The sequence below is a fragment of the Pseudoalteromonas sp. 120-MNA-CIBAN-0494 genome (assembly GCF_040308885.1).
GTDB classification, from domain to species: domain Bacteria; phylum Pseudomonadota; class Gammaproteobacteria; order Enterobacterales; family Alteromonadaceae; genus Pseudoalteromonas; species Pseudoalteromonas nigrifaciens.
In genome coordinates this window covers 1-15,621 of record NZ_JBEOOE010000051.1, presented here as the reverse complement: position 1 = coordinate 15,621, position 15,621 = coordinate 1, and the positions used below count along the sequence as shown (strand labels likewise).

14 protein-coding genes are annotated in these 15,621 nt (G+C 41.9%); 7 read left to right on the top strand and 7 right to left on the bottom strand.

Going from position 1 to position 15,621, the window contains the following annotated elements:
* Positions 1-59: 59 nt before the first annotated feature.
* Both AAEY55_RS17270 and gorA read right to left on the bottom strand, forming a co-directional pair.
* Positions 60-584 (bottom strand): hypothetical protein, encoded by a 525-nt coding sequence (locus AAEY55_RS17270; protein WP_225741007.1) that lies wholly within the window; start codon positions 582-584, stop codon positions 60-62.
* A gap of 280 nt (positions 585-864) precedes the next feature.
* A complete protein-coding gene (gene gorA / locus AAEY55_RS17265) occupies positions 865-2,226 on the bottom strand; it encodes a glutathione-disulfide reductase (protein WP_011327071.1) in 1,362 nt (453 codons plus the stop codon).
* 205 nt (positions 2,227-2,431) lie between these two features.
* Between gorA and prlC the strand changes: the two genes are divergently transcribed.
* Together prlC and AAEY55_RS17255 are read left to right on the top strand one after the other, a co-directional pair.
* The gene (prlC, locus tag AAEY55_RS17260) at positions 2,432-4,483 is read left to right on the top strand and encodes an oligopeptidase A (RefSeq protein ID WP_193039026.1); all 2,052 of its coding nucleotides are present in this window, start codon (positions 2,432-2,434) and stop codon (positions 4,481-4,483) included.
* 204 nt (positions 4,484-4,687) lie between these two features.
* A complete protein-coding gene (locus AAEY55_RS17255) occupies positions 4,688-5,446 on the top strand; it encodes a class I SAM-dependent methyltransferase (RefSeq protein ID WP_089367660.1) in 759 nt (252 codons plus the stop codon).
* Between the two features lie 200 nt (positions 5,447-5,646).
* Here AAEY55_RS17255 and AAEY55_RS17250 read toward each other — a convergent pair whose 3' ends face one another.
* The 4 genes from AAEY55_RS17250 to gpmM all read right to left on the bottom strand — a co-directional run bounded on the left by AAEY55_RS17250 (position 5,647) and on the right by gpmM (position 10,484).
* Positions 5,647-6,387, bottom strand: coding sequence for a divergent polysaccharide deacetylase family protein (locus AAEY55_RS17250; RefSeq protein ID WP_193039025.1), 741 nt, complete (start codon positions 6,385-6,387; stop codon positions 5,647-5,649).
* A 72-nt stretch (positions 6,388-6,459) separates the two neighbouring features.
* Entirely contained in the window at positions 6,460-7,725 is a 1,266-nt protein-coding gene (locus tag AAEY55_RS17245; protein ID WP_350552425.1) for a S41 family peptidase, read from the bottom strand.
* Between the two features lie 68 nt (positions 7,726-7,793).
* Positions 7,794-8,936 carry a peptidoglycan DD-metalloendopeptidase family protein gene (locus tag AAEY55_RS17240; protein ID WP_350552422.1) on the bottom strand — a complete coding sequence of 381 codons (1,143 nt, stop codon included), beginning with the start codon at positions 8,934-8,936 and terminating at the stop codon, positions 7,794-7,796.
* Positions 8,937-8,939: 3 nt separating this feature from the next.
* Positions 8,940-10,484 (bottom strand): 2,3-bisphosphoglycerate-independent phosphoglycerate mutase, encoded by a 1,545-nt coding sequence (gene gpmM / locus AAEY55_RS17235; RefSeq protein ID WP_350552419.1) that lies wholly within the window; start codon positions 10,482-10,484, stop codon positions 8,940-8,942.
* Between the two features lie 629 nt (positions 10,485-11,113).
* Between gpmM and AAEY55_RS17230 the strand changes: the two genes are divergently transcribed.
* From AAEY55_RS17230 to gpsA, 4 genes are read left to right on the top strand one after another with little or no spacing between them, the layout of a single operon-like run.
* Positions 11,114-11,545 (top strand): rhodanese-like domain-containing protein, encoded by a 432-nt coding sequence (locus AAEY55_RS17230; RefSeq protein WP_011327078.1) that lies wholly within the window; start codon positions 11,114-11,116, stop codon positions 11,543-11,545.
* A gap of 31 nt (positions 11,546-11,576) precedes the next feature.
* A complete protein-coding gene (gene grxC, locus AAEY55_RS17225) occupies positions 11,577-11,846 on the top strand; it encodes a glutaredoxin 3 (RefSeq protein ID WP_011327079.1) in 270 nt (89 codons plus the stop codon).
* A gap of 39 nt (positions 11,847-11,885) precedes the next feature.
* The gene (secB, locus tag AAEY55_RS17220) at positions 11,886-12,374 is read left to right on the top strand and encodes a protein-export chaperone SecB (protein ID WP_011327080.1); all 489 of its coding nucleotides are present in this window, start codon (positions 11,886-11,888) and stop codon (positions 12,372-12,374) included.
* A 3-nt stretch (positions 12,375-12,377) separates the two neighbouring features.
* Entirely contained in the window at positions 12,378-13,385 is a 1,008-nt protein-coding gene (gene gpsA / locus AAEY55_RS17215) for an NAD(P)H-dependent glycerol-3-phosphate dehydrogenase (protein ID WP_350546176.1), read from the top strand.
* Positions 13,386-13,868: 483 nt separating this feature from the next.
* Here gpsA and trmL read toward each other — a convergent pair whose 3' ends face one another.
* The gene (trmL, locus tag AAEY55_RS17210; protein ID WP_011327082.1) at positions 13,869-14,333 is read right to left on the bottom strand and encodes a tRNA (uridine(34)/cytosine(34)/5-carboxymethylaminomethyluridine(34)-2'-O)-methyltransferase TrmL; all 465 of its coding nucleotides are present in this window, start codon (positions 14,331-14,333) and stop codon (positions 13,869-13,871) included.
* A 110-nt stretch (positions 14,334-14,443) separates the two neighbouring features.
* Between trmL and AAEY55_RS17205 the strand changes: the two genes are divergently transcribed.
* Positions 14,444-15,361, top strand: a complete 918-nt coding sequence (locus AAEY55_RS17205; protein WP_350552416.1) for a cation diffusion facilitator family transporter — start codon at positions 14,444-14,446, stop codon at positions 15,359-15,361.
* Positions 15,362-15,621: the final 260 nt, after the last annotated feature.

The window sequence follows — 15,621 nt, the reverse complement described above, 5'->3', positions numbered from 1 at the left end:
ACCAGCCTAAAAAGGTAGCTTAGGCTTTCTTTTTGAAACTCCTTCAAAACGCGCAGCGTTTAGTGGGAGTTGTTCATAATGTTTTTAACTATACGCACGTAGCTCTCACCCATTATAGAGTGCCAAAATTCACCTCTGCCCATAATGCGAGAAAAAGCTAACAACGTAACCAAGCCAGATAAGCAAATGCCATAACTTGGTGTTTGAGTATAGGCTTGGATGGAGCTAAAAATAGTCCCTCTTTTTCTTATTAGGTAAACAAATATACAAGCAAGTATTGAATAAACGATAGTTTGCCAGGCGCCATCAAAAACATACATATCAAGGTATGTATCAAATTCTCTTACAAACATCATTGCTGTTAGAGCTGCAAGTAATACCGAAGCTACCTTAAGTTTCGAGCTAATACGCGAGGCATAAAAAAACAAAATAGCACTTAAAAAAGTTAAAATATCTTGCATGTGCTCAGTGAGTGTTTCTTCACTATAAAGTGCATTTTGCTGTAATTCAAAGCCTTCAAGCTGAATTAATGAGGCAACACCAGCTAAGCATAATAAGTAAATAAAAGATCGTAGTAAAAACATGAAAAAATCCACATAGGAGACCATGCGCGAGATTTTAATTACAAAAAGGACAGAAAGCCAAAATATTATGGAAACTTTTTATCGAATCCTTCCGAGAAAACCCATTGATCGACGCGAAGCGGCGTCGGTGGGATGAATCGGAATAACTAGCCCTGTTCTTGATGTTTTTCTTGTAATGGTTTGGTTGGTTTGTTGTGTGTTGCAAGTGTAAATATATTGAGCATAAAAAAAGCCCTTACTAAATAAATAGTAAAGGCCTTTTGCAGTTTAAAGTCGATACTTAGCGCATCGTTACAAACTCTTCTGAGCCAGTCGGGTGTATAGCAACCACAGCATCAAAGTCAGCTTTAGTTGCGCCCATTTTCATGGCGACAGCAAAACCTTGAATCATTTCGTCTACAGCAAAACCTATACCATGCAAGCCGACCACTTTTTCATCTGGACCTGCGCACACTAGCTTCATTTTACAAGGCTGGCGATGTTGCGTAACCGCGGTATACATAGCGGCAAAAGCTGATTGGTATACTTTTACGTTTTCTGCACCGTATTGCGATATAGCTTCTTGCTCTGTTAAGCCAATAGTACCAATGGGTGGGTGACTAAATACTACTGTAGGAACTAAGCTGTAATCCATTTTTAAATCATCTGGCAGTTCTTTATTAAATAAGCGCTCAGATAAAGTACGCCCAGCTTTAACTGCTACTGGGGTAAGCTCAATGCCGTTTTCGATAATGTCGCCCACAGCGTATACGTTTTTAGCTGTGGTATTTTGGTACTCGTCTACTTTAACAAAACCTTTGCTGTTAACTTCTACGCCTGCTGCAGCAATATTAATTGCATTTGTGGTTGGCTCGCGGCCAATAGCCCAAATTACTTGGTCTACGTTATGGCTTTTACCATTATCTAAATGCAAGGTTACTGAGCCGTCGTCTTCTTTAACCAACTTATGTGGTACAGATTCGGTATGCAGCGTAGGGCCTTCTTTTGCCATTACTTCAACTAGCGTATCGATTATATATGGGTCAAAGTTACGCAGTGGTGCGTGTTTACGCACAAATAAATGCGTGTCAGTGCCCAAGCTATGTAGTACGCCTGCAAGCTCTACAGCAATGTAACCTGCGCCAATAACAGCAACGCGTTTAGGTTGCTCTTTAAGCTCAAAAAAGCCATTAGAGTCAATGCCGTGCTCAGCACCTTCAATGTTTGGAATGCTTGGACGACCGCCAACAGCAATTAAAATATGATCAGCAGTATAATGCTCACCATCGACTTCAACTGTTTTATTATCTACAAATTTAGCAAAACCTTTAATTACGGTAACGCCGTTGTTTGCAAGGCCATTATCGTAACCTTTATGGATTCGGCCAATGTAGGCTTCGCGGCTTTCTACTAATTTGCCCCAATCAAAACCTTTTACTTCAACATTAAATCCGTAATCAGGCGCATATAAATTAATTGCTTCAGCAACTTGAGCACCATGCCACATTACTTTTTTAGGTACACATCCTACGTTTACACATGTGCCACCCATATGCTTTGCTTCAATAAGTGCTACTTTAGCGCCACGCATTGCCGCACGGTTTGCCGACGCAATACCGCCGCTACCACCGCCAATTGCAATATAATCAAAATGCTGAGCCATGTTTAATCCTCAAAGTTTATTTAACTGTATTGTGCCGATGATAGCATATGCTCAAGGCAAATTACTTAATCAGCATAGGTAAAATTACCATACACCCTGTATAAACGAAAAAGATCTTATTGCGATCATCATAAGCTTAAATGCTCTTGTATTTAGTCACTTTGCCCCAACTTTAATGCTTATAATGCACAAATTTGAGATAAATATGACCAATGCAAACACTAACCCATTAATTGGGCTTGAAGGCTTACCGCCATTTTCAAAAATAAAGCCAGAGCACGTAGTGCCAGCACTAAAGCACGGGATTGAGCAGTGCCGCCAAGCCATTGAAGATGTGCTTGCTAAAAAATCATACACTTGGAACGATTTAGTACTGCCACTAGAAGAAGCCGATGATAAATTATCACGGATGTTTTCGCCGGTATCGCATTTAAATTCGGTAATGAATAACGACGAACTACGTGAGCAATACGAGCAATGTTTACCACTTATTTCTGAGTACTCAACTTTTGTAGGGCAGCATCAAGGTTTGTTTGCAGCTTACAACGCGTTATATAACAGTGATGAATTTAAAACCCTCACTACCGCTCAGCAAAAGTCGATTACTAATGCATTACGCGATTTTAAATTATCGGGTATTGCACTAGAGCCCGCGCAGCAAAAACGTTATGGCGAAATTAGCGCGCGTTTATCAGAGCTGGCCTCTAAATTTGGCAACAATGTTATGGATGCCACATTGGCTTGGCATAAACACATTACCGATGAAAGTGAACTGGCTGGTTTACCAGAGTCGGCGTTGGCTTTAGCTGCCGATACCGCAAAAAGTAAAGAATTAGACGGCTGGGTATTTACGCTCGATTTTCCATCGTACTTACCTATTATGACCTACGCCGATAATCGCGAATTACGCGAAGAAACATACACAGCGTTTTCTACACGTGCGTCTGATCAAGGCCCTAATGCGGGTGAATTTGATAACTCAGCAATTATGAGCGAAGAGCTAGCGCTACGTCATGAACTAGCACAGTTGCTTGGCTTTAATAGCTACGCTGAAAAGTCACTTGCCACTAAAATGGCTGAGACGCCTGCACAAGTATTCTCATTTTTAGAAGACCTAGCGGCTAAATCAAAACCACAAGCAGAGCAAGAACTTGCAGAGCTACAAGCCTACGCAGAGCAAAAACACGGTATTACCGAACTAGCAGCGTGGGATTTTGGTTATTACGGCGAAAAGCTTAAGCAAGACAAATACGCCATTTCAGACGAAGTACTCCGCCCGTATTTTCCAGCTAATAAAGTATTAAGTGGTTTGTTTGAAACAGTTAACCGTTTATTTGGCATTAGTGTAAAAGAAGTCAGTGATTTTGACAGCTACCACAAAGATGTACGCTTTTTTGAAATATACGACAGCAGTAATACGCTACGTGGCCGTTTTTATCTCGACTTATATGCTCGCGATCATAAACGTGGTGGCGCATGGATGGACGACTGTATGGGGCGTAAAGTACGCGCTAGCGGCGAATTGCAAACACCAGTGGCGTATTTAGTTTGTAACTTTAACAAGGCAATAGGCGATAAACCGGCCTTGTTTACTCATAACGAAGTAACTACATTATTCCATGAGTTTGGCCATGGTATTCATCATATGCTAACTCAGGTAGATGCAGCGCCTGTTGCAGGCATTAACGGCGTTGCATGGGATGCGGTAGAGCTACCAAGTCAGTTTTTAGAAAACTGGTGCTACGAAGAGCAAGCACTTAGCTTTATTTCAGGGCATTACGAAACCGGCGAGCCACTACCAAAAGAGCTACTAGATAAGTTACTAGCGGCTAAAAACTATAACTCGGGCATGCAAATGCTGCGTCAGTTAGAATTTTCGTTATTCGACTTTAAAATACATAACGACTACGTAGCCGGTGAGCCATGTAATATTCAAGCTGTGCTTAACGAGGTTCGTAGCCGTACCTCGGTGATTAAAGCGCCAGAATTTAACCGCTTTCAGCATGGCTTTAGCCATATTTTTGCCGGTGGTTATAGCGCAGGTTATTACTCGTATAAATGGGCAGAAGTACTCTCTGCCGATGCTTATTCTAAATTTGAAGAAGAGGGCATTTTTAACCCAGAAACAGGGCGAGCATTTATGCAGCACATCCTAGAAAAAGGCGGCAGCGAAGAGCCAATGGAATTATTTAAAAACTTCCGTGGCCGCGAGCCAAATGTTGACGCACTTCTTCGCCACAGCGGTATTGCTGCCTAAAGTATAAAGTTAACTCTATATACTTTGAGCTACACACAAGCACATGGCGCTCAGTTTTCATTGCAAAACTGAGCGCTTTTTTACAGCATTTGAACTTTAATTACTCTCAAATTCAAGACTATTGTTTTCCTTTCATTGCTAATTTAATGCTTTAAACTAAGGCGCTTGATATACTGAAAAAGTATTTTATCGTCGGAGTGTAGAGTGGTTATTAAGTGTGCCTTTAAAGAATGCCGTCCTTATTTAAATGAGTTAGAAACACGTTTTGGCTTAGCCCATTGGGCAGATCAAAGCAGTGGCTTTAGCCTGCATTACGATGATACAGGCCTGAGCTTATATAAAACCGATGAGCCTAAACTAGGCGCAATAAGCGTTGACTTTGTTACGGGCGCTGCAGCGCACAGACGAAAGTTTGGCGGCGGTAAAGGCCAAGCAATTGCCAAAGCAGTAGGCTTAAATAAAGGGGCTACTCCGGTAGTTCTCGACGCTACAGCAGGGCTAGGACGTGATGGTTTTGTATTAGCGTCGCTTGGTTGTAAAGTTATATTGCACGAACGCCACCCCGTAGTTGCAGCACTTTTATACGATGGTCTGCAGCGCGCATACAACGACATTGAAATTGGTCCGTGGATGCAGCAAAACATGAGCCTCATATTTGGCTCAAGCCATACCTTACTTGCTCAATGCGAAAGCATGCCAGATGTAGTTTACTTAGATCCTATGTTTCCGCATCGCGAAAAATCAGCCTTAGTTAAAAAAGAAATGCGCGTATTTCAAGACTTAGTAGGCGCCGACACCGACGCCGACGATTTACTCGAATTTGCCTACCCACTTGCCAGTAAGCGCGTGGTAGTAAAGCGCCCCGACTATGCCCCGTTTTTAAACGATAAAACTCCTAGCATGCAAATTAAAACGAAAAAAAACCGCTTCGACGTATATGTAAAAGCTGCGATGAATAAATAAATATTATTCTAATGCATTATCAAATTTCTACTTTTTGTCGCTGAAATCATACTGCGACATAACGTGGGTATATCCAGGGATTAGCTACATTAGGTACTAGGTCGAAATTAGCCACGGTCAGTGTTTAAGTTGTGCGTAGGCAGGGCTTTATGCCGCGCTTATTAAAGAGCTGGCTTTTACTAACCGCTGCAATTTACTCTTTAGTACTTCTCTGCCAGTTGTATATATTTACGCTTTACCAGCTTAGATACGGGTACTAATTCAAAACCTTGTTTGCTGAGCTGTGGTAAAACGTGGCGTAAAAATGCGATTGTTTCAGGGTAGGGGTGGGCAATTGCAATGGCAAACTTATGCTCAGTAGCGTGTTGTTTTAGCTCATCTAGGCGCAGTTGTAACTGTTCTGGTGTGGTTATGTTATCTAAAAAAATATGACGGCCAATATTTTCAACGCCTAAAAAGTTAGCGGCATTTTGTGCCTGGCTTAATTCAGTGGTGCGGCTATCTAAAAAGTATAAATGTCGCTTTTTAAGCACTTCCATTATCCACCTCATAGCTTGACCTTGCTGGGTGAGCGCCGATCCCATGTGATTATTAACCCCTTTAACTTGCGGTAAACTGGCCAAAGCAGTGCCAAGTATTTGCTGTATCTGCTCTTTATTCATATTTAACGTAAGTGCGCCAGGGCCAAGCTCCTTGCCGTTAAGTGCTTGCATGGGAATATGCAGTAATAACTCTTTATTTGTTTTACTGGCTAAAGTGGCAAAAGCTTGTGCATAAGGCGTGTGAGGCAAAATTGAATACGACACTTGGCCAGGCAAAGTTAACAGTTCTAAATCTCTCTGGTGATAGCCTATGTCGTCTATTACTATCGCTATTTGCTTGGCTTTAGCATTGAGTGACGCAAAACCAAGCATCAATATCAGCCCTATAATTACTTTCATCTTTATCGCTTTTTAAATTTATAGTTTTTATTATTTTTAGAGCTTATTAATTCAACATCAGTAAGGCTAAAATTATTGCAGGTTAAGTAATTGTTTAGCTTTAGCTAATTGTAAATCAGTTACCTTGCTGGCTAGTTGTGTTTGTTTGCTTTTAGCTTGCTGGTTTTTGATTATAACGGCTTTATCACTTTGTGAAAGGGTTGTTTGATTAATCGCCACGTCGGGCGTAATACCAACACCCTCGATTGATTTCCCCAAAGGAGTGAAGTACTTAGCTGTAGTGAGCTTTAATGCAGTGCTGCCATCACCAAGTGGAATAAGCGATTGCACTGAGCCTTTACCAAAAGATTGGCTGCCAACAACCTTGGCGCGGTTATTATCTTTTAATGCGGCAGCTAAAATTTCGGCTGCTGATGCCGAGTTTTTGTTAATTAGCACGACAATAGGGGCGCCTTTTAAAATGTCTCCGTGTTTGGCATAAAAAGCTTTATTTGCCTCGTTATAGCGCCCTTTGGTTGTAACAATAGTACCGTTTTGTAAAAACAGATCCGATACCGCAACAGCGCTTCTAAGTGTACCGCCGGGGTTGTCACGTAAATCAATAACTAGGCCTTTAAGTGGGTGCCCAAAGTGATTTTGCATGGCCGCTATTTGCAAAGCAACTTCATGTAAAGTGTGGTTAGAAAAACTATTGATAGCTAAATAACCGCGGCCAAAATCTAAACCTTGGCTAGTAACGCTTTCGAGCTTTATTTCACGGCGGCTCATATTAAAATTAAGTGGTTGCGGTTGGTTGTCACGTTTAATGGTTAAGCTAATATTACTAAGTTTGCTGGCTGTTATTAGCTGAGCAACATGCTCTACGGAGCTGTGTTGTGTTGTTTGATTATTAACGTTAATAATAATGTCACCGGCCATAATCCCAGCACTTTTAGCAGGTGAGTTATTCACTACATTTACAATGGTCACGTTATTATTTATTTTTTTAACCTCAATACCTAAACCGGTATAGCGGCCATTAGTGTTATCAAATAAAGCATTTAATTCGTGTTCATCAAGGTATTTAGAATGGGGATCAAGCTGGGCATAGAAATGCGCAAATTGCTGGTTGTTATAGCTAGTATGAGTGGTGTTTAGTAGGGTAAGATCTTCAACGTAGTAGGTATGAATGTTAAATAGGATTTCTGTTATTTGTTGGTTTTTTAATTCTTTAATCGAACTAGAAAACACATTTGCTGAAAAGCTAATAAAAATAAATAGGGCAAGTAAATACAGGCTCAAGCCAAGCGTAAAGCCTGTATTTTTAAACCATTTTGCTAGGGTGCTTTTTTTGTCCATCGGCTGCTCCAATACGGCGCAGCGGTTAATTTATACCAATACTATGTTTTACATAAGATTGGTATTTGCTAAATGCGTTTGCACCATTTTTCAGGATTTACTGCACGCCCTTTATGGCGCATTTCAAAGTATAGACCAGAACTTGCTTGCCCGCCGCTTTGGCCAACTAGCGCTACCGTTTCGCCCTCTCTTACCATGTCGCCAACATCTTTTAATAAGGTTTGTGCATGGCCGTAAAGGCTCATAAAGCCCTCACCATGGTCAACTACAATTACCCAGCCGTAGCCCTTTAACCAATCGGAAAATACCACTTGGCCGTTATGAACACTGTTAATATTGCTGCCTTCTTTTGCGCCAATTAATACGCCTTTCCAGTCAATACCACCGTGTTTTCGTTGTCCAAAAGTGTGCTCTAACTTACCTCGGCTTGGCCAGTTAAGTTTGCCTTTGCTATTATTGAGGCCGAGTAATTCAACTTTTTTATTTTTTTCTTTCTCTAACTCTTCAATAGTTGTGATCAGCGTTTGTTGGTTTTCTTTTAAATAGTTAATTGAGCTTTTAGTGTTATTTAGCTGTGCCTGTAAATTTTTTAAATTGGCTTGGCGTTCACTTTGGGCGTTAACTAATGCAGTTTGGCGTCTTTTTTGTTCATCATGCAGGTTTACTAGTTTTTGCTTTGTTTTAGCCAGTTCAGCCTGGTTTTGCGCTATTTGTAACTGCAGCGCTTTTAGCTCTTCGAGTTGTTCAATACGGGCTTTATTTAAATAATTATAATAGCTTAGAGTGCGCTCAAACTTAGCTGTGTCTTCTTGATTGAGCAGCATTTTTGCATAGTCATCGTCGCCACCGGCCATATAAGCACTTTTAAGTTGCGCAGCTAATGCGTGTTGAAACTGTGCATGTTGTTGTTCGAGTTGATCGGCTTTTTGCTGTTGCAGCTGTTGCTGTTGTTCGGTTTTTTTAACCGACTGCTCAGCCATATTTAGGGCTTTGGCGTTTTTAGCTATTTCGAGTTCGTGCTGTTGTAGGTTTTTTTGTAGCGTGGCAACTTTTTTGCGTTGCGCGTTGTATTCAGATTGGCTTTGCTTAAGTGCCGTTTGTACTTCGCTGAGATCTTTTTTGGTACGATCTTCATTAGCGACTGCAGTTGCAGTCGCTAAAAAAGTCAGTATTAAAATTAGCTGAGTAACGCTATTAATACATTTTTGCATAGATTATTTCAACGTCATGATAGGTTTGCCTGTCATTTCAGTTGGCTGCTCCATGCCCATTAAGTGCAGCATAGTAGGTGCTACATCACTAAGCGCCTTACCCTCAGATGGTGTTGCGTCGCGGCCCACATAAATAAATGGCACCGGCTCGCTAGTATGTGCAGTATGGGCTTGGCCTGTTTTAAGGTTGGCCATTTGCTCAGCATTACCATGGTCGGCAGTAATAAGCGCTTCACCGCCATATTCGTTAAGTGCTGCTACTACGCGGCCAATACAGTGATCAACTGCTTCGCAGGCTTTAACTGCCGCTGCAAATACACCAGAGTGACCCACCATATCGCCGTTAGGGTAGTTACAAATAATAGCGTCGTATTTGCCGCTTTTAATTGCCGCAACGAGTTTGTCGGTAAGCATTTCTGAGTTCATTTCGGGCTGCAAATCGTAGGTTGCAACTTGTGGTGAAGGGATAAGCTCGCGGGTTTCACCGTTAAATTCGTCTTCGCGGCCACCACTAAAGAAAAACGTTACGTGAGCATATTTTTCGGTTTCTGAAATACGTAGTTGAGTTTTACCGTGTTTTTCAAACCATTCGCCAAGTACGTTTACCAGTGGCGTGGGGCCAAATGCAACCGGGGCGTCTATATCTGCAGCGTATTCGGTCATCATTACAAATGCGCTAAGAGCGGGTGACTTTTGTTTGGCAAAACCGTTAAAGTTAGGCTCAACAAATGCACGTGTAATTTCACGGGCGCGATCGGCTCTAAAGTTAGCAAATATAACCGTGTCGCCATCGTTAATTTGTACAGGCTCTGCGCCTGCAGGAGTAATGGTGCTTGCGGCTACAAACTCATCGTTTTCGTCGCGCTCATAAGCAGCTTCAAGTGCGCTTACGCCAGTCGGGTAGCTAAAATCGCCTTGTGCTAACGTAAGTAAGTTATAGGCTTTTTCTACGCGGTTCCAGCGGTTGTCTCTGTCCATTGCGTAATAACGGCCAATTAGCGATGCTAAGCGGCCACATTGTAGCTTTGCAAATACTGCTTCAATGCGTTCAATAGAAGCTTTAGCACTGCGTGGAGGCGTGTCGCGGCCATCTAAAAAGCCATGAAAGTACACCTCTTTTGCGCCGCGTTTTGCAGCAAGTTCAATACTTGCCACAATATGATCTTCGTGGCTGTGTACGCCGCCTGGGCTTAATAGCCCCATAATGTGCACGGCTTTATCGGCACTTACGGCTTTATCTATGTTATCGACTAGTGCAGGGGTAGAGTCAAACTCGCCATCGTTTATCGCTTTTGTTATACGGGTAAAGTCTTGATAAACAACGCGTCCTGCGCCTAAATTAACGTGGCCAACTTCAGAGTTGCCCATTTGACCATCAGGAAGGCCTACATCAAAACCCGAAGCTGAAATTAATGTGCGCGGGCGGGTGGCCCATAATTCATCTAATACAGGGGTGTTTGCAGCCAGAATCGCATTACTTTGCTCATCTTCGCGGTATCCCCAGCCATCTAAAATCATTAATACCAGTGGTTTTTTATGCTCTGACATAGTCACTCCTCAAGGTTAACGTTGCGATAAAACACGCTAACATTACCGCTAACATGCTGATGCTAAGCATACCGTGTTTTATAGCTAGGATCAGCAATCAAAATAAGATATTAAAACTTTTTAATATCTGGCTAAAAATTAACAACAAGCTGTTACTTTGTTCTTACTAAAAACACCTCGTAAAAGCGTATTATGCTTTGCCTTAACTCGCATTTTTAGCTGATTTGGGTATACTTGCGCAGCTAATACCAATTTTATTAAAAACATGCACATTCTAGCTGGTTAAATAGCTCATTAACTGCGTTAAAAATAATTTATATAGAACAACTATATATCATCATTTTTTACTTGTTATTGACCCATTTCATTGACGCTACAATAGCCCATTAATTTAATGCAATTGGTATAATACCAACTTTATTAAAGCGCTGTGTATGCGAGTAAGGTAAATTAGGTATATATTGTGTTTAAAATTTTTACAGAAGTGAGTACTCCTGTTTAAATTTTATGTTGTTTGTGGGTAGCTTACCTCTTGTTATACTTGCTTATAGAGTTAATGCAATTGGTATTGAACGAAAAAAATAGCTAAAACATCACGTTTTAGGATGTAATTTTATAGTGGATGTCGAATGGATCAATATATTGAATTTATCACCAATCACCCAATTTTAAGTGCAGCTTGGGTGGGTATTGTGTTTCTTATTGTTAGTGGTTGGATCAAAAGTAAACTCTCAGCAGTGCGCCAAATAAACCCTCAGCAGTTAACGCTGCTTATCAACCGTGAAGACGGTCAAGTTATTGATATGCGTGCGCAAAAAGAGTTTAACACCGGGCATATTGCCGGTGCTCAGCATTTAAGCCCTGAAAATGCGAAAAAATCTGACTTTTCAAACCTTGAAAAGTATAAGAGTAAACCCATTATATTGGTATGTACTACAGGCATGACCGCTTCAGGAACTGCAACCGCTATGCATAAAGCGGGTTTTGAGCAGGTAAGTGTGTTATCTGGTGGTATGGGCGCGTGGCAATCTGCGAGCTTACCAACTACAACCGGTCGCTAATAAATATTAGCAGTCCGATAGAGGATATATTATGAGTAATGTTGTTTTATACACCAAAGCGTATTGCCCTTTTTGTCAACGTGCTCGTGCACTTTTAGACAGTAAAGGTGTGCAATACACAAACTTTGATATTGGTGTACAGCCTGAGCTGCGCGATGAAATGATCGCCAAAGCAGGCGGCGCAAGCACGGTACCGCAAATCTTTATTAATGATGAGCATATAGGTGGCTGCGACGACATGATGGCAATAGAAGCACAAGGTCAACTTGATAAAAAGCTAAATGCCACACTAAACGCTTAAATTTAACTAATTATAATAACGAACAGGTTAAGGATTACAATGAACGAAGAAACGCAAAACGCAGCAGCACAACAAGAAACTGGCGCACAATTTACTATTCAACGTATTTACACAAAAGACGTGTCGTTTGAAACGCCAAATTCTCCAGCTATTTTTCAAAAAGAATGGACACCAGAAGTTAAGTTAGACCTAGACACTCGCTCTAATAAGTTAGACGAAGGTGTATTTGAAGTGGTTTTAGCACTAACAGTGACTGCATCTATTGGCGAAGAAACGGCCTTTTTATGTGAAATTCAACAAGCAGGTATTTTTACTATTGCTGACGTTGAAGAAACACAACTTGCTCATATGCTTGGTGCATTTTGCCCTAACGTATTGTTTCCATATGCGCGTGAAGCAGTTTCTAACCTTGTTAACCGTGGTACTTTTCCACAGCTTAACCTTGCGCCAGTTAACTTTGACGCATTATTTGCACAATACATGCAACAACGCACAGCGCAAGCTGAGCAGGCATCAGTAGACGCTTAAATTATGAGTACAGCAACTTCAGCTGTTACTGTATTAGGGGCGGGGTCTTATGGCACCGCCCTTGCTATTTGCTTAGCCCGAAATGGTCACCAAGTGACACTTTGGGGACGCAATAGCGACGACGTTGCCACGCTTGCAGCTGAGCGAAAAAATCAACGTTACTTACCTGATATTCCTTTTCCCGACACTTTATCTCTTGAAGCCGACTTACAACGTGCTGCTGCAAGTAATGAAATAGTGTTAGTGGTTGTGCCTAGCCATGCATTTGGCGACACTTTAAAGCAAATTAAACCAGCTTTACAGCAAGGCGCAAAAGTTGCGTGGGCAACGAAAGGGCTAGAGCCAAATACCGGGCGCTTATTACAAGAAGTTGCAGTGCAAGAGCTTGGCGATGCAATTCCATTAGCGGTGCTTTCGGGGCCAACATTTGCTAAAGAAATGGCCATGGGATCGCCTACTGCTATTTCGGTTTCATCCACCTCTACAGAATTTGCCAAGCAGTTAGCTGATTTACTGCATTGCGGTCGCTCATTTAGAGTGTACAACAATGATGATTTTATTGGCATACAGCTAGGTGGTGCGGTTAAAAACGTGATTGCTATTGGTGCAGGCATTTCCGACGGCGTAGGTTTTGGCGCTAATGCACGCACGGCACTAATTACTCGCGGCCTTGCTGAATTAACACGCTTAGGCTGTGCTTTGGGCGCAAAACCCGAAACCTTTATGGGAATGGCAGGCCTTGGCGATTTAATTTTAACCTGCACAGATAACCAATCGCGTAATCGTCGTTTTGGTTTGGCGTTAGGTAAAGGCGAAAGCGTAGAGGCTGCAATAGAGTCTATAGGCCAAGTGGTCGAAGGCTTTAGAAACACTAAAGAAGTGTATTTATTAGCGCAGCGCAGCGGTGTAGAAATGCCAATCACCGAGCAAATCTATAAAGTACTGTACGAAAATAAAGACATGAAAGAAGCGGCTATGGCTTTATTAGGCCGAGAGCAGCGCTCAGAATAAAAGGGCAGCTTTCATAAAACTAGGTTTTAGGTGTCAGGTTTTAGGTATCAGGTTTTAGGTAGACATTAGCCAAGCTCGGTGTGTGGGTTAAACCACAGACGGGCTTAATGTCGCGCAGGTTAATCTTTAAACCTGCGCGACATTAAGCTCCCCCCCTACGATTACCCACTGTGTTTTAATTGTTCTGTAGGTGCGGTTTTATACCGCGCTTGTTAAATTAAATACATATTCACAAAGAGGTTAAGAGACGCTGCGCTCTAGAGAAGTAACAGGTAATAAATACTTAAATGTTATTAAGTTACTTCTCATTTACCCTCATTCACTGCTCTTTGTGCAATAAGTGATTTACTCAACACCGAACTCACAGAGGAAAACGCTAAGGCGCTCTAAAGCTGAATGTTAGTCTTAACTAACGCAGTGCCGCTTGGCTGTGTTTGTTACTTACCTAAAGCCTAGGGCCTAAAACCTTGCGCCTAAAGCTCCTTACTTTGCGCCCGGAAACCCAAGCTGGCGCCACGATTCGTACACAAATACCGAAACCGCGTTAGATAAGTTCATACTGCGGCTATTGGCTTGCATTGGAATACGTACCCGTTGCTCATTTGGAAGCGATTGAATTAGCTCATCCGGAAGGCCGCGTGTTTCAGGGCCAAATACTAAACAGTCGCCGGCCTCGTATTGTGCCTGATGATGAAATTGGCTGCCTTTAGTGGTGCAAGCGTATATTTTTTTAGGCTTGCATGCTTCTAGGTAAGCTTCAAACGAAGCATGGCGCTGTACATGGCTAAATTCATGATAATCAAGGCCGGCACGTTTTATTCGTTTGTCATCCCATGCAAAGCCAAGTGGCTCAATTAAATGTAGCGAATAGCCCGTATTTGCACATAAGCGAATAATATTACCCGTATTCGGTGGGATTTCAGGTTGGTATAAAACAATATCCAGCATAACGAGCCTTATAAAATAGTCAGTAATTTAACGATTTGCAGTATACACAGAAAGCGTGTAAAAAACTGATATACTCACTTTATTCAATACACTTATTAACGGATAAATACGTGCATAATCGCAGTTACGAATTTTGGGTAAAAACCTCTAGTTTAGTCACTATGGTCATGGTGAGCTTAATGATTGCAGCTAAAACCTGGGCATGGCTTGCCTCGGGTTCAGCGTCAATGCTGGGCTCATTAACCGATTCACTCATGGATATTACCGCCACAGCTATGAGTTTTTTAGTATTAGGTTATGCGCTGCGCCCCGCCGATGATGACCACCGTTTTGGTCACGGTAAAGCCGAAGCGCTTGCTGGGCTAGGGCAGGCCGCATTTATTGCAGGTTCAGGCTGTTTGTTAGCATTTCATAGTATAGAGCGCTTGTTTAATCCTTTAGAGCTCACTCATTCATTGTTAGGTGTATGGGTAAGTATTTTTGCCATTGCCTGTACGTTAATGATTGTATTTGTACAAAATAAAGTAGTTAAACATACCGAATCTATTGCAATAAAGGCCGACTCAGTTCATTACAAAGGTGACTTGATTTTAAATGCTGCGGTACTACTGGCTATTTTACTCTCGTATTATGGGGTGTTGTACGCGGACCCTATTTTTGCAGTTGGCGTTGCCGGTTACCTACTTTATAACAGCTGGGATATAGCCCGAGATAGCGCAGATCACTTAATGGACAAAGAGCTGCCAGACGAAGAAAAACAACGTATTTTAGATGTATCGAAAAGCCATATCGATGTGCGCGGTGTACACGGTGTTCGTACCCGACAAGGTGGGAAAGTTAAGTTTATTCAATTACATTTAGAGCTAGATGATCACCTAAGCTTAATTCGCGCGCACAACGTAGCCGATGAAGTAGAGGCAATGATCACTAAAGAATTTGAGTCAGAAGTTGATATTCTAATTCACCTAGACCCTTTGTCTTCCGTGGAACTGAGTGACACTGAGGGAGCCGCAGTAACTGAATCGTAAGCAAAGCTGGTATCAGGTTAAAACCAAGCAAACACCGGATTTAATCTGATACTTTTGCCGTAGACGTGAGTTTACCTCGCGCAGGGGTTTAAAAGCTTAACAAGCGCGGCATAAAGCGCCTCCTAGGTTAACCTAAACACCGAGCTTGGTTTTTTCTCTACCTGAAACCTAACACCTCAAACATAAAACCTAAACCTTTGCCGTAGGCGGGAGTTTACCTCGCGCAGGGTTTTAAAAATTTAACAAGCGCGGCATAAAGC